Annotated in this window: 20 protein-coding genes; 11 read left to right on the top strand and 9 right to left on the bottom strand. The window is 45.6% G+C overall.

Translation table 11 applies throughout. From position 1 onward, the window contains the following. Positions 1-13: 13 nt before the first annotated feature. From B9N89_RS02200 to dnaA, 9 genes are all read right to left on the bottom strand, one after another. A complete protein-coding gene (locus B9N89_RS02200; protein ID WP_132314441.1) occupies positions 14-1,135 on the bottom strand; it encodes an NAD(P)/FAD-dependent oxidoreductase in 1,122 nt (373 codons plus the stop codon). Further along, positions 1,125-2,168, bottom strand: a complete 1,044-nt coding sequence (locus B9N89_RS02195) for a serine hydrolase domain-containing protein (protein WP_132314442.1) — start codon at positions 2,166-2,168, stop codon at positions 1,125-1,127. Before B9N89_RS02195 ends, B9N89_RS02200 begins: the two co-directional genes overlap by 11 nt. Next, positions 2,152-3,636 carry an Asp-tRNA(Asn)/Glu-tRNA(Gln) amidotransferase subunit GatB gene (gene gatB / locus B9N89_RS02190; protein WP_200820646.1) on the bottom strand — a complete coding sequence of 495 codons (1,485 nt, stop codon included), beginning with the start codon at positions 3,634-3,636 and terminating at the stop codon, positions 2,152-2,154. The genes B9N89_RS02195 and gatB overlap by 17 nt, the downstream gene beginning before the upstream one ends. Further along, complete coding sequence (gatA, locus tag B9N89_RS02185; protein WP_132314443.1) at positions 3,617-5,071, bottom strand: Asp-tRNA(Asn)/Glu-tRNA(Gln) amidotransferase subunit GatA; 1,455 nt, start codon at positions 5,069-5,071, stop codon at positions 3,617-3,619. Before gatA ends, gatB begins: the two co-directional genes overlap by 20 nt. Before the next feature lie 8 nt (positions 5,072-5,079). Then, the gene (gatC, locus tag B9N89_RS02180) at positions 5,080-5,373 is read right to left on the bottom strand and encodes an Asp-tRNA(Asn)/Glu-tRNA(Gln) amidotransferase subunit GatC (protein WP_132314444.1); all 294 of its coding nucleotides are present in this window, start codon (positions 5,371-5,373) and stop codon (positions 5,080-5,082) included. A 3-nt stretch (positions 5,374-5,376) separates the two neighbouring features. Next, entirely contained in the window at positions 5,377-7,818 is a 2,442-nt protein-coding gene (gyrA, locus tag B9N89_RS02175; RefSeq protein WP_132314445.1) for a DNA gyrase subunit A, read from the bottom strand. A gap of 15 nt (positions 7,819-7,833) precedes the next feature. Next, entirely contained in the window at positions 7,834-10,275 is a 2,442-nt protein-coding gene (gene gyrB, locus B9N89_RS02170) for a DNA topoisomerase (ATP-hydrolyzing) subunit B (RefSeq protein ID WP_132314446.1), read from the bottom strand. Between the two features lie 55 nt (positions 10,276-10,330). Further along, positions 10,331-11,449 carry a DNA polymerase III subunit beta gene (gene dnaN / locus B9N89_RS02165; protein ID WP_132314447.1) on the bottom strand — a complete coding sequence of 373 codons (1,119 nt, stop codon included), beginning with the start codon at positions 11,447-11,449 and terminating at the stop codon, positions 10,331-10,333. 256 nt (positions 11,450-11,705) lie between these two features. Beyond that, complete coding sequence (gene dnaA, locus B9N89_RS02160; RefSeq protein ID WP_132314448.1) at positions 11,706-13,175, bottom strand: chromosomal replication initiator protein DnaA; 1,470 nt, start codon at positions 13,173-13,175, stop codon at positions 11,706-11,708. 181 nt (positions 13,176-13,356) lie between these two features. On the opposite strand from dnaA, the gene B9N89_RS02155 reads away from it, so the two are divergent. The 11 genes from B9N89_RS02155 to atpG all read left to right on the top strand — a co-directional run bounded on the left by B9N89_RS02155 (position 13,357) and on the right by atpG (position 22,219). Next, a complete protein-coding gene (locus B9N89_RS02155; protein ID WP_143478094.1) occupies positions 13,357-13,602 on the top strand; it encodes a hypothetical protein in 246 nt (81 codons plus the stop codon). Then, positions 13,599-13,985 (top strand): hypothetical protein, encoded by a 387-nt coding sequence (locus B9N89_RS02150; protein WP_132314450.1) that lies wholly within the window; start codon positions 13,599-13,601, stop codon positions 13,983-13,985. The genes B9N89_RS02155 and B9N89_RS02150 overlap by 4 nt, the downstream gene beginning before the upstream one ends. Before the next feature lie 101 nt (positions 13,986-14,086). Further along, a complete protein-coding gene (gene atpB / locus B9N89_RS02145) occupies positions 14,087-14,893 on the top strand; it encodes a F0F1 ATP synthase subunit A (protein WP_132314451.1) in 807 nt (268 codons plus the stop codon). Positions 14,894-14,928: 35 nt separating this feature from the next. Further along, positions 14,929-15,234 (top strand): ATP synthase F0 subunit C, encoded by a 306-nt coding sequence (locus B9N89_RS02140; protein ID WP_132314452.1) that lies wholly within the window; start codon positions 14,929-14,931, stop codon positions 15,232-15,234. Positions 15,235-16,431: 1,197 nt separating this feature from the next. After that, positions 16,432-17,277 (top strand): ParA family protein, encoded by an 846-nt coding sequence (locus B9N89_RS02135; protein WP_132314453.1) that lies wholly within the window; start codon positions 16,432-16,434, stop codon positions 17,275-17,277. Continuing rightward, the gene (locus B9N89_RS02130) at positions 17,270-18,187 is read left to right on the top strand and encodes a ParB/RepB/Spo0J family partition protein (RefSeq protein ID WP_132314454.1); all 918 of its coding nucleotides are present in this window, start codon (positions 17,270-17,272) and stop codon (positions 18,185-18,187) included. The genes B9N89_RS02135 and B9N89_RS02130 overlap by 8 nt, the downstream gene beginning before the upstream one ends. A 148-nt stretch (positions 18,188-18,335) precedes the next feature. Next, entirely contained in the window at positions 18,336-18,770 is a 435-nt protein-coding gene (locus tag B9N89_RS02125) for an ATP synthase F0 subunit B (RefSeq protein ID WP_132314455.1), read from the top strand. A gap of 10 nt (positions 18,771-18,780) precedes the next feature. Beyond that, positions 18,781-19,281 carry an ATP synthase F0 subunit B gene (locus tag B9N89_RS02120; RefSeq protein WP_132314456.1) on the top strand — a complete coding sequence of 167 codons (501 nt, stop codon included), beginning with the start codon at positions 18,781-18,783 and terminating at the stop codon, positions 19,279-19,281. Positions 19,282-19,283: 2 nt separating this feature from the next. Further along, positions 19,284-19,823, top strand: coding sequence for an ATP synthase F1 subunit delta (gene atpH, locus B9N89_RS02115; protein ID WP_132314457.1), 540 nt, complete (start codon positions 19,284-19,286; stop codon positions 19,821-19,823). A gap of 16 nt (positions 19,824-19,839) precedes the next feature. Continuing rightward, on the top strand, positions 19,840-21,354 hold the full coding sequence (atpA, locus tag B9N89_RS02110; RefSeq protein WP_132314458.1) for a F0F1 ATP synthase subunit alpha: 1,515 nt from the start codon (positions 19,840-19,842) through the stop codon (positions 21,352-21,354). Beyond that, positions 21,347-22,219 carry an ATP synthase F1 subunit gamma gene (atpG, locus tag B9N89_RS02105; RefSeq protein ID WP_132314459.1) on the top strand — a complete coding sequence of 291 codons (873 nt, stop codon included), beginning with the start codon at positions 21,347-21,349 and terminating at the stop codon, positions 22,217-22,219. The genes atpA and atpG overlap by 8 nt, the downstream gene beginning before the upstream one ends. The last annotated feature ends 35 nt before the right edge of the window (positions 22,220-22,254 follow it).

Raw genomic sequence — 22,254 nt, 5'->3', positions numbered from 1 at the left:
CACACATCGTTGCTCAGTCTGGGTAGAAGCGCTCAAGTCGAAAATTTTCTGCTAGCTTTGGGATATCTTGTGCGGTAACTAAAGCGGCGAGTGCTTCTCCAAGATAGGGACCTAACTGAAGTCCATTTTTATACATACCGCCAATGGAAAATAGTTTTCCAGCCCAGCCCTCTTCTGGGATCGAACCAAAGTAAGGCATTCTATCTTTTGTGCATGATCGCACCCCCCAAATAGGACTAGTTCCAGATCGAACCATATCGAAATCTTGGATTAAAGTTCTCCCATAGTCCTCTAGCTCGCCAATGCTTTCTACGAGCTCCTTTGAAGATAAGTTTTGCCCTCTTCTTGATGAACTACCGACAAAAAATTCATGGTTACGAACGATCAAACTTTTAGTACCCGATACAACTATAGATTGTCCCAAATCTCTTTTTGAACGGCAGGATAGGGTATGGCCGCAGACGTCTTTGAGAAAAGGAAAGGAAATGTTGGAACGATCACAAAGGGCCAAGGTATCAAAGCCTGCAGCCAAAATTACTCGATCAAATGCATGAGGCTCGCCATTCATCCACAAATCTAGGTCTGCACCTCGGAGACTGATGCGATCGACGGACTCATCTATAAATCGGCAGCCTTCATTCGAAAGGAGGAAGCGAATCGCTTCAAGAGCCGAAGGGCAATGGAACCAGCCTTCCGAAGGATATTTTAGATAACCTTCCATCGGCAATGTCCAGCTAGCAAAGGAGCCTCTGTAATGCTCTGTTTGAAAGCAACCCCAGAAATTGCCTTTGTAAACTCGCTTGACCAATTTTTGGAACTGTTCGAGATCAAAATATGGCTCGCAAACTGCTGAAAAGTCTTTGGGAATGGTCTTGCCAGAAAGGGACTCGATATCTTTCAACCACTTTTTTACCCATGCCAAGCTTTTCAATTTTGCTTCGAAAAGTGGCATTCGAGGGAACAATAAACCCTTGTTGCAAACCACGCCCTGGGCCGCATCCGAAGCTCGGGGATGTTTTTTAGGATTTCGAATCAGGGTGATTTCTGATTGTGGTGATCGGAGTTTCAAGCTACGAGCGGTGGACAAGCCCGAGATACCGTCACCTACTATGGCAATTTTGAATTTATGAGTCATGATGTATGCTTTGTAAAAAGCTAAAAGCCTCTTTTCTGAAAGTCTTAATGCGAGGATTCACTCTCCCTGATACGACTCGATTGCTTAGCACAAGCCCATAGATCTGTCGATTCCAATCCAGCCAGAAGGCAGTCCCTGTAAATCCCAAGTGGCCAATTGCATGCCCATTTCCAAAAGGGCTTGAGCTAGGATCATCTCCAACACGCAGACCAAACATTGGATGACCATCCATGGCCGCCTGAGCATTCAAACTTAAGAACCGGCTCATCTTAGGATGTCTACTCAGTGACTCCAAGTACCCTAGCAGAGCATTTCCCGACGAAAATAGCCCAGCATGCCCCGCAATTGATCCGAGCGCCGCACAGTTTTCATCATGGACTTCTCCCACTAGAGCCCTCTTCCTCAAGGCGCACGTTCCTGTGGAAATAAAGTCTTGTGAAACGATATCAGGAGCAAACCCCCATTCGTCAGATGAATAAGCCAATTCCTGCTCGCAAAATTCCATAAAAGCTTCGTTGAGATCTTTAGCCATAATCTTTTCTAACAGGATCCCTAGGGCGATGAACCCTATATCACTGTATGCTTCACCAGCCTCGGGCTTTAAATCAACCCGCTTCAGAACATCTGAGACCAAGTCTAGACGTTCCTTCCTCTGCATAAATCGCGGGCTACTCGTATCGAGACGATTGATCCAGAAATTCCTCCAAGGTGGCAAGCCGGATCTGTGAGCCAACAGATCATGGATTGTCATTCGATCGAATGGTTGTGGCAGAAGATGAGGAAGGTAGTACGAAAACCGCTGATCAATGCTTAAGCAACCCTTGGTGCAATAGAAGTATACTAGAGGAGCTGTCACAAGGGCTTTAGTGAGTGAAGCTAGGTCAAAAATTCTTCCCGTGCTTAGATTTCTTGCAAGATTTGACACCTGAGGCTTCGATCCAAAGGCCCCAGTTGCTAAATAACAGTGGCTAAAAAATCCGTCCTCAAGGCATTCAGTTACCCAGGGAGTATTGGTCTTATTTACGTCTGTCATTAAGCTGATCTTTTAAGATTTTATTGACTAAGCTAGGATTGCATTTACCTTGAAAAGCCTTCATCACCTGACCTACGAAAAACCCCAAAACCTTATCTTTTCCTGAAAGGTACTCTTCGACCTGAGCGCCATTTTTATCCAAGATCTCTTTTATCACTGACTGAATCTTCGATTCGTCCGAAATCTGAACGAGCCCCTCTTGTTCTACAATTTTCTTAGGGTTTTCTGTCCGACTCAACATTAGTTCGAACACCCTCTTTGCAATTTTGCCAGATATGGTTCCATCGCTGATGAGGTTTAGCAATTCCGCGAGTTGAGTAGGGGAAATGGGGCTTGCCTCGATTTCTAGGTCGTTTTCAGAAAGTACGCGCAGCACCTCGGTGAGAGTCCAATTTGCAGCTAGCTTGGGTGCCACCCCATTGCCTGCCTGGCTAACGACTTCTTCAAAATATGTCGCAAGACCCTTCTCAGTAGTTAATTGCGTCGCATCGTAAGAGCTTAAAGAGAATTGGTCCTGAAATCGCTGGGCTTTAGCTTCTGGAAGCTCTGGTAGATTGTCTCTGATTTTATCTATCCGTTCCTTCGAAAGCATAAGACAGCCTAAGTCAGGATCTGGAAAGTAGCGGTAGTCGTGACTATCTTCCTTCGAACGAAGGGCTTGGGTTTTACCTAAGGCGGTATCGAACAGAAGGGTCTGTTGGATCACCCGATCTCCAGCATCAATCACATCGATTTGCCTAAAAATCTCATAAGTAATGGCCCGTTCAATGCTCTTAAATGAGTTCAGATTCTTGATCTCTGTACGTGTGCCTAGCTGCGATTGACCACGAGCACGTACTGATACATTTGCATCACAGCGAAACGAACCTTCTTCCATATTTCCATCGGATATTTCTAAATATCGTGCCATTGTTCGCAGCTTCTTCAAGTACTCCACAGCTTCTTGCGGTGTGCGAATAACAGGCTCGCTCACTATTTCAATTAAGGGAATACCTGCCCGATTCAAATCCACATAGCTGGCATTATCTCCATGAACATTCTTTCCCGCATCCTCTTCGATATGGATTCTTGTCAGCTGTATTTCGTATCCACTGTCTAGGCGAATAGCCCCACCTAGGCAATAGGGGAGGTCATACTGTGATATCTGATAGCCTTTTGGTAGATCGGGATAAAAGTACTGTTTCCTAGCAAAGACACTGGTCTCTTGAATAGAGCCTTCGATCGCTAAACCCATAGCCACCGCATAGTCCACTGCTTGCCTGTTAAGTACAGGTAATGTGCCTGGTAGTCCTAGGCAAACGGGGCATGTGTTATGGTTGGCCCCTGCTCCAAATTCCGTGGAGCAATTGCAAAATAACTTACTCTTCGTTGCCAGCTGACAATGAACTTCTAGTCCGATTACCGGCTCAAAGCGTTGCATCAAGGGATGATCTAAGAAGCCAAGCCCTTCAGGCTCTTGACTGTTCATAAACGTAGGCTCCTTTAAACAGCAGATCTTCTCGAAACATTGGGGTCATAAGCTGAACTGCAATCGGCAAGCCTTTTTGATCTGTACCACAAGGTACAGAGATCGCGGGAATCCCGGACAGGTTCGCGCCAATGGTATACACATCACTGAGGTACATGGCTAAGGAGTCTCGTGTTTTCTTGCCAAGCTCAAAAGCAGTAGTAGGAGCCGTGGGCGACACTAAGATATCGATACCAGAATCAAAGACATTCTGAAAATCCTGTCGAATCAATTCTCGAACCCTTGTAGCCTTGTCATAGTAGGCATTATAGTAGCCGGACGACAACCCAAAGGTTCCCAGCATTATTCGCTGCTTCACTTCTTTGCCAAAACCTTCAGAGCGAGATGCAAGGTACATCTGCTCAAGACTTTCGTGGTCCTGCCGTTCACCGAAACGAACTCCATCAAATCGAGAGAGATTCGAAGAAACCTCGGCGGTAGCAAGAACGTAGTAACATGCAACGCTATACTTTAGATGGGGTAGGCTGACAGTTTTGATTTCAGCTCCTGCGCGACGCATAGTCTCAATCGCCTGCTGGACTTTCACCTTGACGTCGTCCTGTAAGCCATCATCAAAACATTCTTCGATAATTCCGATGCGATGGCCTTCCAGGTCTTGCCAGCGATTTACCAAACCATGTATCGGTTCTATGGGCCGATTTGCGGAACTTGAATCTTTAGGATCGTGGCCTGCGATGACATCGTACAAAAGGGCTGCGTCCCGGACCGTTGTCGCAATAGGACCAACTTGATCCAAAGAAGAGCCAAAAGCAACTAGGCCATAGCGGCTAACACGACCATAGCTAGGTTTCATTCCAACTACACCACAGAAGCTAGCTGGTTGCCGAATGCTACCTCCTGTGTCTGTCCCTAGGGCAAGGGGGGCTAAGTGCGCAGCAACTGCTGCTGCTGATCCACCGGAAGACCCACCAGGAACGTGTGATTTATTGACTGGATTTTTAACTGGGCCCCAAGCGGAGTTTTCATTGGACGAGCCCATAGCAAACTCGTCCATATTAGCTCGACCCATGAAAATAGCTCCAGCGGCTCTTAGTTTTTCAATAACCGTAGCGTCGTAAGGACTTCTGTAGGACTTAAGGAATTTAGAGCCACAGGTGACTGTTGTCCCTTTGGTCATCAAATTGTCTTTGACGACAATTGGTACTCCAGCTAAGGGCAGCAGCTTCTTGGCTTTTTTTGCAGCCACAATATAGTCGTTTTGTTTCTCAGCAGCATCGATAATGGCTGCCTTGTCCCAATTGATATGGGTGTTTAGATCGCGATGATTGATTTCAACCCGATCTGCATAAGATTTTGCAACTTCAAGAGGGTCAATAAGATCTCGATTGACGCTTTGCGATATGGTCCAGGCTTCTGCAGTTATAGGATCCAACATAACCCCACCTACTCAATGATCCTAGGCACCTGAAAAGCCGTTCCCACAGCCTTTGGAGCTGATTGCAATACATCATCCAAGACTCCAGAGGTCTGAACTGTATCAGGACGCTCTGGAGTCTCAGGCTTATGAATATCCGATCGCCAAGAGTCACCAAGTGTGTCAACGGCTTGATCTAGCGCAGAGAAATAGGACGTGACCAGGGAGAGCTGATGGCGATAATACTCTGCTTCGTCATCAGAAAGAGCAAGTTTTGCAAGCCTAGCAACTTGCAAAACAGTCTCTTTGTCTAGTTGGGTCACGAATTAAACCTCTTGTCCTTCAATCATGGTAATCTTGGTCAGACTGATTATCTTCTCACCTTCATCCACATTCATCAAGCGAACACCTTGGGTTAATCGTCCAATCACTCCAACTTCGTCCACGGTAAACCTCATGACCTTACCAGACGAGGTCATCACCATGATGTGATCATCAGGAGAAACTTGAAGTGTACCTACGACCGGGCCATTTCTCTCAGTGACCTTGATCGTGTAGATGCCTTTGCCAGCCCTCGTCTGAACTCGGTACTCTTCTAGAGGAGTTCTCTTTCCATAGCCATTCTCACAGACCGAGAGAATCGGGTCGACTGCATTTAGAACCGTCAAGCCTATGACATTATCACCATCTTCGGAGAACTTAATGCCGGTGACTCCGCGAGCTGAGCGACCCATAGCTCTTATATCCTTCACTGGGAATCGAATGGCCTTACCCAGCTTTGTTGCAATGAGAAGGTGATCTTCGTCACAAGCAATCATACAGGATACCAGTCGGTCTCCCTCTTCAAGTTTTAGACCAATGATGCCACTGGATCTCAACTTGTTGTAGGACATCAAATCGGTTTTCTTCACATAGCCGTTTGCGGTGACAGAAACCACGTAGGTACCTTCAGAAAACTCTTTAACCGGCAAAACGGAAACAACTTTTTCGCCTTCGTTGAGTTTAATCAAGTTGGCAAAGTGCGTCCCTCGCCCCGCAAGGGCAACTTCTGGAATCCGGTAAACTTTCTTGTCATAGACACGGCCCTGATTTGTGAAGCAAAGCAAAGACTGGTGGTTTGAAGCAATGAAGATGTCATGAACAAGGTCTTCACTTTTGGTTTTCATTCCAGAACGTCCCTTGCCACCCCGTTTTTGGGCACGGATCTCGTCAATGGGGGTTCGTTTGATGTAGCCAGCATGGGTAATGGTGACGGCTACATCTTCATCCGCAACCAAGGCTTCCATAGTTAGCTCATCCGCATCGGAAGCGACAATTTCCGTAGCGCGCTCATCTCCAAACTCCTCGCGGAGCGCTATAAGCTCATCTTTGATGATGTTGGTCACTCGTTGAGGAGTGTCTAAGATGTCTCGCAAATCGCGAATGACTTCCATGATTTCTTGATAGTCAGCAACAATCTTGTCACGTTCTAGACCCGTCAATCGAGCCAATCTCATATCTAGAATGGCTTTCGCCTGAATATCACTGAGATCGTACTTAGCGACTAGTTGTTCATGAGCAGCCTTGCTGTCTGCCGCCGATCGTATGGTTTGGACTACATCATCTACATTTTCTACTGCGGTTTTCAAACCGAGTAAAATATGCGCTTTTTCTTCTGACTTTCTCAACTCATAGGCGGTTCGTCGGATGATAACTTCCCGACGATGTTGATAGAAAGATTCCAAGACCTCTTTAATATTCAAGAGCTTGGGAATGCCATTCACCAGGGCAACCGTATTGATGCCGAATGTCGATTGAAGTGGGGTCAGCTTGTAAAGGTTGTTGAGAATAATCTCCCCTTGCTCACCTTTTCGAAGCTCAATTACAACGCGAATATCTTCCTGTGCTGATTCATCCCGAAGATCCGAGATGCCTTCGATCTTCTTGTTCCGAACCAAATCAGCGATCTTTTCAAGGAGCTTCGCTTTATTGACCTGATAGGGTAGCTCGGTGACAATAATTCGCTGACGGCCACTGGTACTCATATCTTCCACTTCAGCCCGAGCACGCATAACGACCGAGCCACGGCCGGTCATCATTGCCTGGATGATCCCCGCTCGACCATGGATGATTCCACGTGTCGGGAAGTCCGGCCCCTGAACAATCTCAAGAATTCTATCAAAGCTTAAGTCCTCATCTTCAATCAAGGCGAGCAAAGCATCGATGATTTCCGTCATGTTATGTGGCGGTACGTTTGTGGCCATACCAACGGCAATACCACTTGCGCCGTTAACGAGAAGACTCGGGACTTTTGTTGGCAGAACCAGGGGCTCAACTTCTTTATTGTCATAGTTCGGCCCAAAGTCGACCGTTTCCTTTTCAATGTCTTCGAGGAGCAAGTCGCTCAATTTTTTGAGTCGTACCTCGGTGTAACGCATGGCAGCGGGCGAGTCACCATCAACGGAACCAAAGTTACCCTGTCCATCCACCAGGGGGTAACGCATCGAAAAGTTTTGAGCCATCCGAACGAGTGCATCGTACACAGCGCTATCACCATGGGGGTGGAAACGACCGATCACTTCACCGACAATCCTAGCTGATTTCAGGTAGGGGCGATTGTGAAAGTTCTTCAGAAGGTTCATCGCATATAAAATCCGTCGGTGAACTGGCTTAAGTCCATCGCGAACATCAGGAAGAGCCCGTGAAACAATCACGGACATCGAATAATCGAGAAAAGACGCTTTAAGTTCGTCTTCGATATGAATTGGCTGAATTTGTGTATTTTCCATGGTCACCTAACCAGTTTAAGCATCTAGATTCTTGACATTAAGGGCATTGCTTTGGATGAAATCTCTACGTGGCTCGACATCATCACCCATAAGAGTGCTGAACAGTTGATCCGCATTCATCGCATCTTCGATTTCTACACGCAGTAGATTTCGCTTTTCTAACTCCATTGTCGTTTCCGCAAGTTGGTCGGGATTCATCTCACCCAAACCCTTATATCGCTGTACATAAGCACCTTTGCGCCCCTCTTCGAGGATAAACTCCTTCAGAGCTAGCATGGATGGAAGAGACCCCGCCTCTTCACCTTTGGTGTAGGAAAATGGGGATTGGGCAATCTCATTTATTTGCTTATGAATTCGTCTAAGCTCAAGAATCTCCCCACCTGCGAACAATGGAGCATCAATGACCGATCGCTTAGGAACATCAGCAATCCTAGTGTCAAACACAACACGATATCGGCTGTACTCTTCGTCGAAGGCAACTGTCCCTTCAACATAGATTCTCTCACCTTCGTGCTTCTTTTCTAGGTAGGCTATAATATCGTCCTTGAGCTTTTCAGCACCTTCATCGCTTGCTAGTGTGCTGGCGTCAATCTCGTCATGACCAACGATGTATTCCAAAATCTCTTGAGCACGCCTTCGAGAAGCCATTTCCAACACGGACTCATACTTTTCAAAGCGAGTCAGAAGCCCGCTGATCAAGGCCTTGTCCAAATTCTTTTCGTTGCTATCTTTGATCTCAAGGTGGCTCATCCCAACGTCACTCAGAAACTGTAGCAACTCGCGATCGTCTTTCAGATAGCGCTCAATCTTACCTTTTTTATATTTAAAGAGCGGCGGTTGCGCGATGTATAGAAAGCCCTTCTCAATCACCTGAGGCATTTGCCTGAAGAAGAAGGTTAGGAGTAGGGTTCGAATATGAGCACCATCGACATCCGCATCAGTCATGATAATAATTTTGTGGTAGCGGATCTTTGAAATATCGAAATCTTCGCGACCGATTCCCGTACCTAAGGCCTTAATCAGAAGCTTGATTTCTTGAGACGAAAGCATCTTGTCAAAACGAGCTTTTTCAACGTTGAGGATTTTTCCACGTAAAGGCAAGACTGCCTGTGTCGCTCTATCACGGGCTTGCTTTGCCGACCCACCCGCAGAGTCACCCTCGACCAAGAACAATTCACTTTTTTCTGGATCCTTCGATTGGCAGTCTGCCATTTTACCAGGCAAACCAGCAAAGTCTAGGGCACTTTTTCGCCTAGTAAGCTCTCTGGCCTTGCGGGCTGCCACACGAGCTCGTGCCGCTTCGATGATCTTCTGAATGACTTTCTTCAACATGTCCGGGTTTTCAGCGAAGTAGTCAGTCAGTTTTTCGGATACAATTGACTCAACCCAGCTTCTGACTTCGGGATTTCCCAACTTGGTCTTGGTCTGACCTTGAAACTCGGGATTTTTCACGCGAACGGCGCAAACGCCAACTAACCCCTCTCGAATATCATCACCTGTGATGCCGTCTTTGAAATTTTTGAGCATCCCTGATGACTCTGCAAAGGTGTTGACGACCCTTGTGAGTGACGTTTTCAAGCCTGTAAGGTGAGTTCCCCCCTCAACTGTGTGAATGTTATTCACATAGCTAAAAAGGCTCTCATTGTACGCTTCCGTCCATTGTAAAACCACCTCTATTTGGCCCACCAATCGACCGTCCTCTTCCTGAGACGAGGCAATATAGAGCGGGTTGGGGTGAAGCGGCGTTCGGCTCTTAACAAGGTGCTCACAGAAAGAGACGAGTCCGCCCTCAAAAAAGTATTCTTCCTCTCGATCAGATCGCTCATCTTTGAGATGAATACGGACACCTTTGTTTAGGAAAGCTAGTTCTCGGAGCCGCTTGCCTAGGGTATCGAATACAAAATTTGTTTCTTGGAAGATCTCTGGATCTGGCTTAAAGCAGGTATGGGTGCCATGATCATCTGTCGTGCCAACGATCTCAAGAGGGCTAGTTGGCTGACCACGTCCGTAGCTCTGCTTGTGAAGGTGACCCTCGCGACGAACTTCTACAAAACACCACTCTGAGAGTGCATTCACCACAGAAGCTCCGACACCATGCAATCCACCTGAGAAAGCAAAGGCCTTGTCATCAAACTTCCCACCAGCATGGAGCACAGTCATAACGACTTCGACAGCTGACCTTTGCTCCTTAGCATGCTGGGTCACGGGAATTCCGCGACCGTTATCACGGATCGATACGGAACCATCCATATGTATGGCAACTTCAATCCTATCACAGTGTCCGCCCATCGCCTCATCTATCGAGTTATCGACGATTTCATAGACCAAGTGGTGGAGGCCATCAAGGCCAGTGGAGCCAATGTACATACCAGGTCGTTTTCGAACCGCTTCGAGACCTTCTAGAACCTGTATATTGTCGGCAGAGTATTCGTTGCTTTGAACTTCGGTGGTACTCACTATGGGAGATCCTTCTTACAAATTAATTCGATCCGATTATATTTGGCCCTAACGGCTAGCTTTCGCGAATTGGCACAAGAACATGCATCGATTGGCATGAGGCTGGCTCAGAGTTAGGCACCAAGACAATGGGATCCTCTTCTGAATGAAAGTTCAGCGTCACCTCGTCGCTACTTATTGTCGAGAAAACATCAGTTAAAAACTTCCCATTGATGGCCAACTCGCGATCGCCATCTTTGTAGTTGGAAAGCGCGATACTCTCCTGGCTCTCTGAACTTCCAACGGTTCTAGACTTTAAGGTAAGCGAGGAATCTGAAAAGCACAACTGTAAAGCACGAGTCTTATCAGACGCTAAAAGCACCCTCTTAGTAACACTTTGAAAGTAAGGCCTTGGTATTGAAATAGGAGTTAGTTTTTTCTTAGGCAAAACCCCTTGATAGTTCGGGTACTTTACAGCAGAAAGGCGCACATAGATTTGATAGTCGGGGACTTCCGTGAGGAGAGTTGTTTTATCTTCCGAGATTGAAACTTTCACCGTTTCGAAGCCCTCACCACACATCCGCTGAAGCTCGTTTAGCGCCCGCTTAGATAAACAAACGCCGCTGTCGAGAAAGTTTTCTGGGAGTTCACTCTCCATTTCGGAAAATGATAAACGGTAGCCATCTGTGCCAACTAAGCGCATTCTATTGCCTTCGGGTTTGTGAAGGAATCCTACTGCCCCATAGTTACGAGGAGATTCGTGCGCGACACAAAACTGAACCTGATCGATCATATAGGAAAGTTTCTCGGTAGGAAGCTCAGCAGTGTTACTGGAGTTGATGCTAGGGGGCTCTCTCCAAACCTTAGAGTCAATGCGAGGCAGCTTCATTTCGAATTCACCTCGTTCTCCAGCAGTGATTGTTAAAAAGCTGCCTGTGAGTTCTAAGATGACAGGCCCGTCAGGTAACTGGCGAACGACATCCGCGAACAGTCTAGCTGGAACAAATGACTCACCGTCTTCATGAACTGTACATTCCATACTGCAATAAATCACAAGAACTCGATCCGCTACTGAGACATGCAACCGACCGTCTTCTGCCCGGAGCCCAATCTGGGCTAGGCTTCGTTCTGAGATAGCACCTTGGGATCTGGTGGTAGCTGTGCTGAGCTGGCTTTTTCCAATGCTAACTTTCATCTGAGCTCCGTTGCCTGTTATTAGATAAATAAATAGTTATCTCTTTAAATAGTAGTAATAGTAGTTGTAGGCTTGATTTTGTGGATAAGATTGTAAGTGCCTAATATATTATTAAAAATCATGGTCGCAGCCTGTGGTTAAGTTATGGATAACTCGGGGGATAAGCTAGGGATAAAAATGTGGATAACTTTTTCACCTGAACTTATCCACGGCTTGTCCATAGGTTTTCAACAGCTTATCCACAGCGTCGAACTGGTTAATGTAGTTGGTCAAGTTTGCGTTCAATGGCTTCAATATGGGTTTTTACCTCTATGTCACGTTTCTTATCCTGCTCGATTTTCTTGACAGCGTGCATGACAGTGGTGTGGTCTTTACCACCAAAACCAGCGCCAATCTCTGGAAAAGATGACTGTGTGCGATTGCGAGACAGAAACATAGCAATTTGCCGGGGGATTGAGAAGGCTCGTTGCCGTTTCTTAGACTTCAGGTCGGCGACTCTGACTTTGAAGTGCTCAGCGACAATTTTTTGAATGCTCTCGATAGTAATATTCTTAGTGCCAGTGTCACCAAGGACATCTTGGAGAATCTGGGATGCCAGTTCAATATCAATCGGGACCCCTTGCAGTGCAGCAAACGCAGCCACTCGCCGGAGTGCTCCCTCCAAGACGCGCACATTACCTTTTGCGTGGTTTGCAATATATTCAGCGACATGCTGACTTAGTGGTACTCCTTGCTTGTCGGCTTTGTTCATCAGAATAGCGACACGATGCTCAATATCTGGTGGTTGAATATCGGCTATCAGCCCCCATTGGAAGCGGTTTCGTAGACGGTCTTCTATGTCTGGAATGTCCTGGGGAAAAATATCTGATGTCACAACAATCTGTTTTTTGGCTTCATACAAGGCGTTGAAGGTATGGAAAAATTCTTCTTGAGTCCGTTCTTTACCAGAGATGAACTGGATATCATCAACCAACAGAACGTCGCAGTTTCGGTACTTGCGACGAAAGTCCCACATCTTATTAAAACGAAGGCAGTATATCATTTCGTTCATGAATCGTTCGCTAGTGATGTAGGTAATGACGGCATTTTCTTTGACTTTCAGCACTTTATTGCCAACAGCGTGGAGTAGGTGGGTTTTGCCCAAGCCGGTGCTGCCATATAGAAATAGCGGGTTGTAGTGTTGACCTGGAGCATCTGCTACCGCGAGGCAAGAAGCATGAGCGAACTGATTACTCGGGCCGTTAACAAAGTTTTGGAACGTGTATTCGGTGTTGAGCTGAGAGTGATGGGTGAGTGCTCTTGACACCGGACTTGAAGGCTCTCTCGTGTAGTCAGGTTGTGGGTCGGGGTCGGAAACTTCGTTGTGGCTTAGAAGTTCATTAAGCGTAGAGCTATCATCTTCAAAAACTTCAGAGGCCGTAGACTCGGTGCCTTCTATCTCGAACCGGAAGAAAACCTGAAGCCCTAGGGTTGCTTTGCAGTAGTCAAATTGATCTATAAAGCGATCCAAGATCACTTGGTAGGAAGTCATATCGGGCAGAGATATAACCACTTCGTCGTCACTGTGAGATTTAGAGTCGAGGGGTGCGATCCATTTGTCAAACTCATCAGGCTCGATAAGCTCTTTAAGCTGCTGCTTAATTTTTAGCCAGGGGCTTTGCTTAGGGTCGAGATTTTTGCTGGATTCGTTTGACTCACCAGACTCTGGAGGAAAGAGCGTTTGCATTAGGAGATTCCTGGGTTATATGCTCCGAGATTGGACGACGCGTATAGGCATGTCTACGAAACAGGAAAAGTACCATAAGTTTGATGTCCCAATCAAGGTTAAAAGATTCACTAAAAGTTCAATAGAAACAAGAGTTTACAGATCGCAGTACCTGTGGATAAGTCAATGAATTAGGGAGCTTATGAAGCCGCAAGAAAAATATCGAATGTACGCATTAGTCGTGGGTGCAAACTTTGAGTCGATTACCTACATTATCGCTGCTTGGTTTGCTGGAGACTGGCTGGACGAGAATTATCCCAGAGATTTCACCTGGTCCATAGTAACATACCTTTTGGGCTTGATTCTCATCATCAGATCCTGGTATGTCATGTTTCGCATAATGATTCGAGCACAGAATAGAGATAAAAACGAGGGATCAGGATCATGAACTTCAAACCTATATTAATGTCTCTTGGTTTCGTTGGACTTGTCATCTTGGTTGGCGGGCTTCAGTTTTTGAAGCCATTGGAAGCTCTGGCTCTCATGATCGGTTTCTTGCTTTTTGCCCTCAATATTATGACCATGGGATTTCTTGCTCTGATGACCGTACGGGCATCGAAAGGGCAGGTCAGTCGGGCGCAAAAGCCGCTGGCCTTGTTGCTCGGCTTATTCAAGTTCGCGATTCTAGTTCTAGGGCTTTACTTGAGCTTGATACACTATAAACTCCCAGGGATATACCTAGGCTGCGGTGCACTTTTAGCTCTTGTTGTGATCCTTTGGAATTATACGACTCAGTACCTTAAATCAATGAATGCGACTGCGTCAGAGTAGCTTTTTTGTCAAAAAAATTGTCTATTAATTGTTCTGAAAATCATATAGTAAGGACTTCCATTTTTGTTTTTTAGAGGTTCAAGTAAAAGGAAGCTCTCCCAATGAATTTTCCGCGTTCGACAAAAGCAAAGCTAGGCGCAATTGCCGGCCTTTTCAGCTCAATTAATGCCTACGCAGCCGGTGGTGGTGTTCAATTTATTAGCTACTACCAAATGTTGCTTAACACTTTTGGTATCTCTGATGAACATGTCATCGAAGAGTGGAAGCCGGTTCTAGGTGCGGCATTCACACTTATTATCACTCTGTTGATAGGACTGAAGTATCGCGCTAAAGTTGCTGCAGCAGGAGACGATGTGACGCCTGATGCGGGATTTAGTGTGCGAAGCATCATGGAGATGATTATGGATTTCGTTCATAATCTCGGCAAAGGAATCATCGGCGAAACCGAGGTTCGTCCCTACCTTTCGGTGTTATTTGGACTCTTTTTGTTTATTCTGATCAGCAATGTGTCTGGTTTGGTTCCTGGTTTCACACCAGCCACTGAAAGTATTAGCACAAATTTAGCTCTTGGGCTTTTTATCTTCATCGTTTTCAATATCGCAGGTGTCAAAGAACACGGTGTTTTTGGATATTTGAAAACATTCGCTGGGCCTATGGCGATCATGGCACCATTCATATTTTCAATAGAAATGATCGGGTCTTTTGTGAGGCCAGTATCACTAGCCTTAAGGCTTTACGGAAATATATTTGGTGATCACTTAGTACTTTCAGTATTCACAGGCTTGACTTATTTAGTTTTGCCTTCGTTTCTTCTTTTCTTTGGTTTGATGGTAGCTTGCTTGCAGAGTTTTGTGTTTACCCTTCTCAGTGGTATTTATATCTCTCTTGCAGTTTCTCATGACCATTAATTTTATCTTTTTTACTTTTTGCGGGGTAAGGATTCATGAAGCGTAATCTTGGAAATGTTTTGACCGTTCTAGGTGGTCTTTTAATCAGTTCTTTCGCTTTTGCAGCGGAAGGTGGAGACGCGACTGGCTGGATGGCAATTGGTTCCAGTTTGGCAATCGGATTGGCTGCTCTAGGTGGTACCTATTCTCAGGGTCGTGCTGCTGATGCTGCTCTTTCTGGTATCGCAAGAAACCCAACGTCTGCGGACAAGGTTTTTACACCTATGATCATCGCTCTCGCTTTGATCGAGTTCCAGGCTATCATGGGCTTCATCATTGCATTCTTGTGGTACAGCAAGTAATGACTATGGCGTATTTTTATACGCCATAAACCTCTCTTCTACTCGAACTCCTTCAATATAAACTCCCCGATCTTATTCTCTGAAATTCACAATCCAATGCTAAATTTTCCGTGTAGAGGCACGAAAGTTTTCTTCTATTCAATCTGATGGGACAAACATTTGTAGCTACTTGCTATGTATATATGGCGCTTATAGAAAAGGCTCTATACCAATGGTCGAGCCTTTTCTCTTTTCTTTCCAACTCTGATCTCCATTCATCGTTCTGATTAACATACTTCTCAAAGATTGAGTGAGCATACCTAGTTCCACGTGAAACATAAGGCAAAGCTACTTGGTGGTATAGACAGATATATTTCCTAGCATCAAATCTATTGAGTCTTCTTTACTGGAAAATTTTGGCATTCGGGAATATGCGAGGTTGGCATCATTGCTGAATAAACCAAGGTTAGGAGATCAAGAAAAAGTCAATTTGGAAATGCTGTCATACTGCACGACAGCAAGTTGTATTTGTCTACATGTATCAAGTGCTTGTGCTTGAACCATTAATACTTCCGACTCAGTTGAATAGCATCATACATACTTGTCTTAAAGACATAGAAATTTTCTTATAAAAGTATCAAATTTTGATCAGCAACTTCTAACTAGTAATACTTATTCTAAAGCTCTTCCATACATCTCTATCTAATACTAAAGACTAATCCAAGTCTTGTATTCTAAATGATCTCTCAAAATTTTATCCAATCAGTATGTTTCACGTGAAACATACTTAATCAATCTGTTTGGGCTAGATTTAGCTTCTCTTTGAACAGATTCCATACATTAGATAAGAAATTCTATTTAATTAATTCTCTAACAGTAGAGAGTGCAAAAATTTGTCTCAAAAGCTTACATTCTGCAGAAATGCAAGGTTTTTGTATCGAAAACATATTATTTTCGATTTTCACCACTATTCGATGATATAGCTGGATTGATCTTGGATTGGGGGCGAAGGCTTAATTGAAGACTAGTTCCACGTGAAACATATATGAGGTTTTGTTTGATAGGTAAAAATGGCCTACATAATGTTCTGAGAATGTTCCACGTGGAACGTTGAAAGAATATGTTTCACGTGAAACATTGGATCAACTTGTGATAATAAGTTGGTTCGGTGTCTGCGATTTCCAAACAATTCGATCACCAAACTCAAGGAGAGCTTTCATGGCACGAGTGATTGCGATTTCTAACCAGAAGGGTGGAGTTGGCAAGACTACCACTGCTATCAACATCGCAAGTTGTATCGCTGCGAGTGAAAGAAGAGTTCTCTTAATTGATATGGACCCTCAAGCAAATGCGGGGAGCGGGCTCGGGATTTATCAGAACTCTGAGTTAAAAAGTATGTATCATGTGCTAGTAGACGATTTGCCTCTGCTCGATGTTGTTCAGGGAACAGAGTTGACGTTCCTAGACGTCGCCCCTTCTAGCCAAGATTTGAGTGGGGCTGAGATTGAATTGGTATCTACTATCGGGCGGGAGTCCCGCCTAAAAGATGCTATTGAACCAGCTTTAGCCGAGTATGATTTTATTATCATTGATACTCCTCCAACTCTCGGACTTGTGACCGTTAATGCATTAACTGCTGCTGACTCGGTTCTAATACCTCTTCAGTCTGAATACTATGCACTCGAAGGCCTTTCTCAGCTCTTAAAGACCACAAGCCTCATCAAGAAACGCCTGAACCCGAGGTTGGAGCGAGAGGGAATCCTCTTAACGATGTACGATCGTCGCAATAATCTTTCCCAGCAGGTGGAAAAAGAAATCCGGAAGCATTTCGAAGGGGAAGTATTCAAACAAGTCATTCCACGGAATGTGAAATTATCTGAAGCACCGTCTTATGGGAAACCAGCCATACTTTATGACTATTCCTCGCTTGGTAGCGTAGCATATATCCGGGTTGCCGATGAGATACTAAGTCGCTACCCAAATGGAAAGGATGTTTCAATTAGTAGAAAGCAGGTCATGAGATCTGTAAGAATCGAAGATGAAGGAGCTAGCTTAGATGGCTAATAAGGCAAAAACACCAAAAAAAGGTGGGTTAGGGAAGGGCTTGAATTCCCTGCTGGGATTTGAAGATAACGTAGAATTAGACCTTAGCTCCAACAATAACAAGCAGGAGCGAGAGGCTGCGAACCTCATTGAAGTTCCGGTTGACTCAATTCGTCCGAACCCAAGGCAGCCTCGGAAGGTCTTCAATCAGGTCGAGCTTGAAGAGCTTTCAAGAAGTCTAAAGGAAGATGGCGTCGTACAACCACTTATCGTCTCAAAAACTGATGGTGGATATACCCTAATAGCAGGGGAGCGCCGTTGGAGAGCCTCCAAATTAGCTGGATTTAGCCAGGTTCCAGTTCTTGTGAAGAGCGTTAGCCCCGATGAAATGCTACGCATTGCAATTATCGAAAATGTTCAAAGGTCCAATCTAAACGTGATTGAGGAAGCTGAAGCTTATGCGACTCTCATCAAAGACTTTGGCTTAACTCAAGAGGAATGTGCTAAGAAAGTCGGCAAGGATCGTGTGACTGTAACAAACCTGCTGCGTATTCTTGCTCTTCCGCGGGAAGTTCAAGACGACCTGATGGAAGGGACACTCAGCATGGGGCATGGCCGAGCAATGCTTGGCCTGAGTGAAAAAAAGCTCATCCTTAGAGCTAGAGACATCATAGTTAAAAAGAAGCTTAGTGTGCGTCAGACTGAGCAATTGGTTAAAAAGTTTAAAAAACAAGGTGAAGAACCTATTGCGGACCCTGAGGCCGATGATCCAAACTTGGAATACCTGGCCGAAAGCTTGAGAAGCTTTCTCCGTACCAAAGTAAGAGTTGCTGGTAATGGTTCAAGAGGGCGTATTGAAATATCCTATTTTTCTGCTGCCGAACTAGAAAGACTCTTGCGTTCTATTGGCGGGCCGCAGTTTGATTCCTAGTAAAAAGATGTTGATTTGTAAGTTCCTTTAATATCAGCTCTAATTCTGAATGCATAAATCAGATGTTGAGAAGATGATCATAATAAGATACTTAGGTACGCCTTACGAAAGGCTTTTCTGATCTCATAGCAAATGGGGTTTTCATTACATGTCCTCACTAAATTTGGTTCCTAATCCAACAGTTATGACCGTGCAAGCGGGCATATTCATCGCAAACTTTTTTGTCATAAAAAAGCTTCTGCTTGAGCCCTATCTGAAAGTTTATGACAAGCGTCAGAATCTGACAGTCGGCAATAAGTCTGAGGCGGAGTCTTTGCTGCAAAAGAACGAAACGACTCTTAAGCAAATTAAAGAGACATTGCAAGCAGCGTCAGACGAAGCTACCAGCATTCGGTCCGAGCTTACGGCTCAGGCTTCCGTTAAAAAGGGTCAGCTAATCTCGTCTGCTGAGCAAGAAGCTAAGGCTACCATTGAGTCGGTCCGTAGCCAGATCACCGAATCTTTAGCGGAGGAGCGACGCAAAATTCCAAATCTCGTAGATGATTTGACTGCGACCATCGTTAATCAAGTAATAAATGCATAAGTGAGGGACTGTGGAAAACTTTAATTGGGTCATGGGTGCTGTAATACCTTATGCCAACTTAGCTATTTTCCTTTTTCTAGCTGTGAAGGTGTTCAAAGGTCCCCTGATGGGCGCACTGTCTGGACGAAAAGACGAGTATGTCTCTCAATTAAAAGAGGCTAATCGGGCTAAAGAAGAGGCGGAAGCTAAGCATCGAGACTTGTCAGAGAAGCTTGCGAAGCTAAATGATGAAGTTGCTGAAATCAAGGCGAGGGCCAAGAGCCAAGCTGAGTTGGAAGCTAAGAAGATTATCTCTGACGCTGAGACACTCGCGGCTCACCTGACCAACGAAGCGCGCCGTATCGCCGACGCCGAAGTTGCGAAGGCTAAAGCTACTCTCCGTGATGAGATTCTGAGCGGTGTTAAAGAAAAAGTTGTTTCTCGGATCAAGGCTGAGATGACATTGGATCGTCAAAAAAGCATGTTTAGCGAGCAGCTAAAAAACATTAGCCAGGCGAAAGGGGAAGCTTAAATATGAGTGCAGAACGAGTCGCCAAGCGCTACGCTAAAGCTCTATTTGATCTCTGCGAAGGTGATCTTGCTAAAGCTAAGATCTATCGGGAGGCTTTTGGAGCTATTTCCGAGATTTTCGAGCATGAAGATATTCGTAAAGTTCTGGCTAGCCCTGTAGTGAATTCTGAATTGAAACGCAAGGTGCTAAAAGACGTAGCTGAGCAGATCGAAGCTGATCGCCTTTTGAGTCTCTTCCTTGACTCCATTGCCGAGGCAAATCGTGTTGGGGTTATTCCAGAAATCTCGAAGTCTCTCCACAAGATGATTCTCAAGCAAGAGGGAATTGTGGAAGCAGAAGTCTTGACAGTTTTCGAACTAGATGACGAGAGTCTTTCTTCAGTGAAAACCTCGCTCGAAGATCTAACGAAGACTAAGGTTCAACTATTCAATAAAGTCGATAAGTCTATTCTAGGTGGGTTTGTGGTCCGCATCGAGAATAGTGTCTTAGATATGAGTCTCAAAACCAAACTAGATGCAATGACACAAAGTGCCGTCAGGTAAGGAGCAAGGGTTTACCATGGAAAAAATCCGTGTAGAAGAAGTCAGTAAGATAATCAGTGAAAAAATCAAGAACTTCGACCACAAGGTCGAGCTTGAAGAAACTGGAACCGTACTTACCGTAGGTGACGGCATTGCACGTATCTATGGTTTGGAAAAGGCAATGGCTGGTGAACTAGTAGAGTTCTCCAGCGGCATCAAAGGGGTTGTTCTCAACCTCGAAGAAGATAATGTCGGTGTTGCGGTTCTCGGTTCAACCAAGGGCATTAAAGAAGGTGAAACTGTAAAGCGAACGAAGGAAATTAACTCTGTACCAGTCGGTCAGGGTCTCGTTGGCCGTATCGTTGACGCTCTTGGTAATCCTCTAGATGGGCAAGGACCTATCGAAAATGCCGAACTTGGAAAAGTCGAAGTGAAGGCACCTGGTATTATTGCTAGAAAGTCAGTCCACGAGCCACTTCAGACTGGTCTAAAGGCGATCGACTCAATGGTTCCAATTGGGCGCGGTCAGCGAGAGCTTATTATTGGTGACCGGCAAACAGGTAAAACAGCAATCGCAGTCGATACTATCCTCAATCAAAAAGGTAAGGATGTTGTCTGCGTTTATGTTGCTATTGGTCAAAAGGCTTCGACTGTTGCACAGGTTGTAGACAAACTAAAGCGTGAAGGCGCCATGGATTACACGATCGTGGTTGCTGCGACCGCTCTTGACCCTGCTCCAATGCAGTTCTTAGCACCATACTCTGGTTGCCGTATGGCAGAGTTCTTCCGTGATAGTGGCAAGCACGTTGTCATTTTTTACGACGATTTGTCTAAGCAGGCGGCTGCTTACCGTGAACTCTCGCTTCTCCTTCGTCGACCACCTGGTCGTGAAGCATACCCAGGTGATGTATTCTATCTCCACAGTCGTCTCTTAGAGCGTGCTTGTAAGCTCAACGATGAGTTAGGATCGGGATCAATCACGGCATTCCCAATCATTGAAACTCAAGCTGGCGATATCTCGGCTTATATCCCGACCAACGTTATTTCTATTACCGACGGCCAGATTTTCCTTGAGTCAGACCTTTTCCACAGTGGTATTCGCCCAGCTGTAAACGCTGGACTTTCAGTGTCCAGGGTTGGTGGTTCAGCACAGGTTCCCGCGATGAAGAAGGTTGCTGGTACTCTTCGCCTTGAATTAGCTCAGTATCGCGAACTTGCGGCATTCTCTCAGTTCGGGTCGGACTTGGATGCTGCGACGCAAAGGACGTTGAAGCGCGGTGCGCTGCTCACAGAGCTCCTGAAGCAATACCAGTACTCGCCACAGGAAGTAGGTTTACAGGTTGCCGTTATCTATGCTGGTACAAAAGGCTTCCTAGACAACTACGAAGTAGGCCAGGTGAAGGAATGGGAAGCTGGCTTCATCAGTCACGTGAGAGCTAATCATGGCGAGATGCTCAAAAAGATCGAAGGTCGCGCTAAGCTCGATGCTGTTGAAGAAGAACTAAAACAAGCGATTAAGTCTTACGACGAAGGATTCAAGGCCAATGGCTAACCTGAAAGATATTAAGCGTCGAATTGGTAGTGTTAAGAGTACTCAGAAGATTACCAATGCCATGAAGCTTGTATCAGCAGCAAAGTTCGCGCGAGCGAATGCTGCTGTCGAGGCCTCTCGTCCCTATGCAGAAGCCTTCAAGGGTATGGTTTCTCGATTGATTGCTTCGGAAGGGGCAAACCTGAATTCAGAGCTTCTAAAACAGAAGTCTGAAAAGAGGGTGCTTTTGGTTCTTCTGGCGACCGATCGTGGTCTTTGTGGTGGTCTGAATACTAACTTATTCAAGGAAGCGCAAACATTTATAGAGCTTAAGGAGAGTGAAGGGGTTGATGTCGATCTCTTCGCCTGCGGTCGTCGTGCCATTTCATTCACCAAGCGGATGCGAAACCGTACGGTGGGAACACGTGAAAAAGTGCTCGAAAAGCCAACGATTGAATTGGCTCGTGAAATGACAGCGGGATGGCTCGATGGATTCAAAGACTCTACTTACGAGTCTGTTTACGTGCTCTTTCCAAAGTTTAACTCCGCGCTGGATCAGGCTCCGACTGTAGAGAAAATACTGCCACTAGTGATGGATACTCAGTCAGCAGATCAAGAAGCTGGAGAGGGCGATTTGATTGTCGAACCTTCGCTCCATGAGTTTCTCGATAGTTTGCTCGAGAAGAAGCTCCTTGGCAGTGTCTACAACGCCTTCTTAAACGGTTGCGCCTCGGAGCACGGAGCCCGTATGACGGCCATGGACTCAGCGACGAGCAATGCTCAAGAAGTAATTAAGAAGTTAACTCTGCAATACAACCGAGCACGACAGGCTGCGATTACCACTGAGCTAACAGAGATCATTAGTGGCGCTGAAGCCCTCAACTAAAGACGAAACAACCTTGTGAGAGGTAAGGAGATAAG

The organism is Pseudobacteriovorax antillogorgiicola (genome assembly GCF_900177345.1).
In the GTDB taxonomy this organism is placed as follows: domain Bacteria; phylum Bdellovibrionota_B; class Oligoflexia; order Oligoflexales; family Oligoflexaceae; genus Pseudobacteriovorax; species Pseudobacteriovorax antillogorgiicola.
The sequence above is the reverse complement of the archived record's forward strand: the minus strand, read 5'-3'. Positions and strand labels throughout refer to the sequence as shown.

Bases quoted from the DNA above. Each gene is read 5' to 3' on its own strand.
- B9N89_RS02200 (WP_132314441.1), bottom strand. From the start codon at position 1,135: ATGACTCATAAATTCAAAATTGCCATAGTAGGTGACGGTATCTCGGGC.
- B9N89_RS02195 (WP_132314442.1), bottom strand. From the start codon at position 2,168: ATGACAGACGTAAATAAGACCAATACTCCCTGGGTAACTGAATGCCTT.
- gatB (WP_200820646.1), bottom strand. From the start codon at position 3,636: ATGAACAGTCAAGAGCCTGAAGGGCTTGGCTTCTTAGATCATCCCTTG.
- gatA (WP_132314443.1), bottom strand. From the start codon at position 5,071: ATGTTGGATCCTATAACTGCAGAAGCCTGGACCATATCGCAAAGCGTC.
- gyrA (WP_132314445.1), bottom strand. From the start codon at position 7,818: ATGGAAAATACACAAATTCAGCCAATTCATATCGAAGACGAACTTAAA.
- dnaN (WP_132314447.1), bottom strand. From the start codon at position 11,449: ATGAAAGTTAGCATTGGAAAAAGCCAGCTCAGCACAGCTACCACCAGA.
- dnaA (WP_132314448.1), bottom strand. From the start codon at position 13,175: ATGCAAACGCTCTTTCCTCCAGAGTCTGGTGAGTCAAACGAATCCAGC.
- B9N89_RS02155 (WP_143478094.1), top strand. From the start codon at position 13,357: ATGAAGCCGCAAGAAAAATATCGAATGTACGCATTAGTCGTGGGTGCA.
- B9N89_RS02150 (WP_132314450.1), top strand. From the start codon at position 13,599: ATGAACTTCAAACCTATATTAATGTCTCTTGGTTTCGTTGGACTTGTC.
- atpB (WP_132314451.1), top strand. From the start codon at position 14,087: ATGAATTTTCCGCGTTCGACAAAAGCAAAGCTAGGCGCAATTGCCGGC.
- B9N89_RS02140 (WP_132314452.1), top strand. From the start codon at position 14,929: ATGAAGCGTAATCTTGGAAATGTTTTGACCGTTCTAGGTGGTCTTTTA.
- B9N89_RS02135 (WP_132314453.1), top strand. From the start codon at position 16,432: ATGGCACGAGTGATTGCGATTTCTAACCAGAAGGGTGGAGTTGGCAAG.
- B9N89_RS02130 (WP_132314454.1), top strand. From the start codon at position 17,270: ATGGCTAATAAGGCAAAAACACCAAAAAAAGGTGGGTTAGGGAAGGGC.
- B9N89_RS02125 (WP_132314455.1), top strand. From the start codon at position 18,336: ATGTCCTCACTAAATTTGGTTCCTAATCCAACAGTTATGACCGTGCAA.
- atpH (WP_132314457.1), top strand. From the start codon at position 19,284: ATGAGTGCAGAACGAGTCGCCAAGCGCTACGCTAAAGCTCTATTTGAT.
- atpA (WP_132314458.1), top strand. From the start codon at position 19,840: ATGGAAAAAATCCGTGTAGAAGAAGTCAGTAAGATAATCAGTGAAAAA.
- atpG (WP_132314459.1), top strand. From the start codon at position 21,347: ATGGCTAACCTGAAAGATATTAAGCGTCGAATTGGTAGTGTTAAGAGT.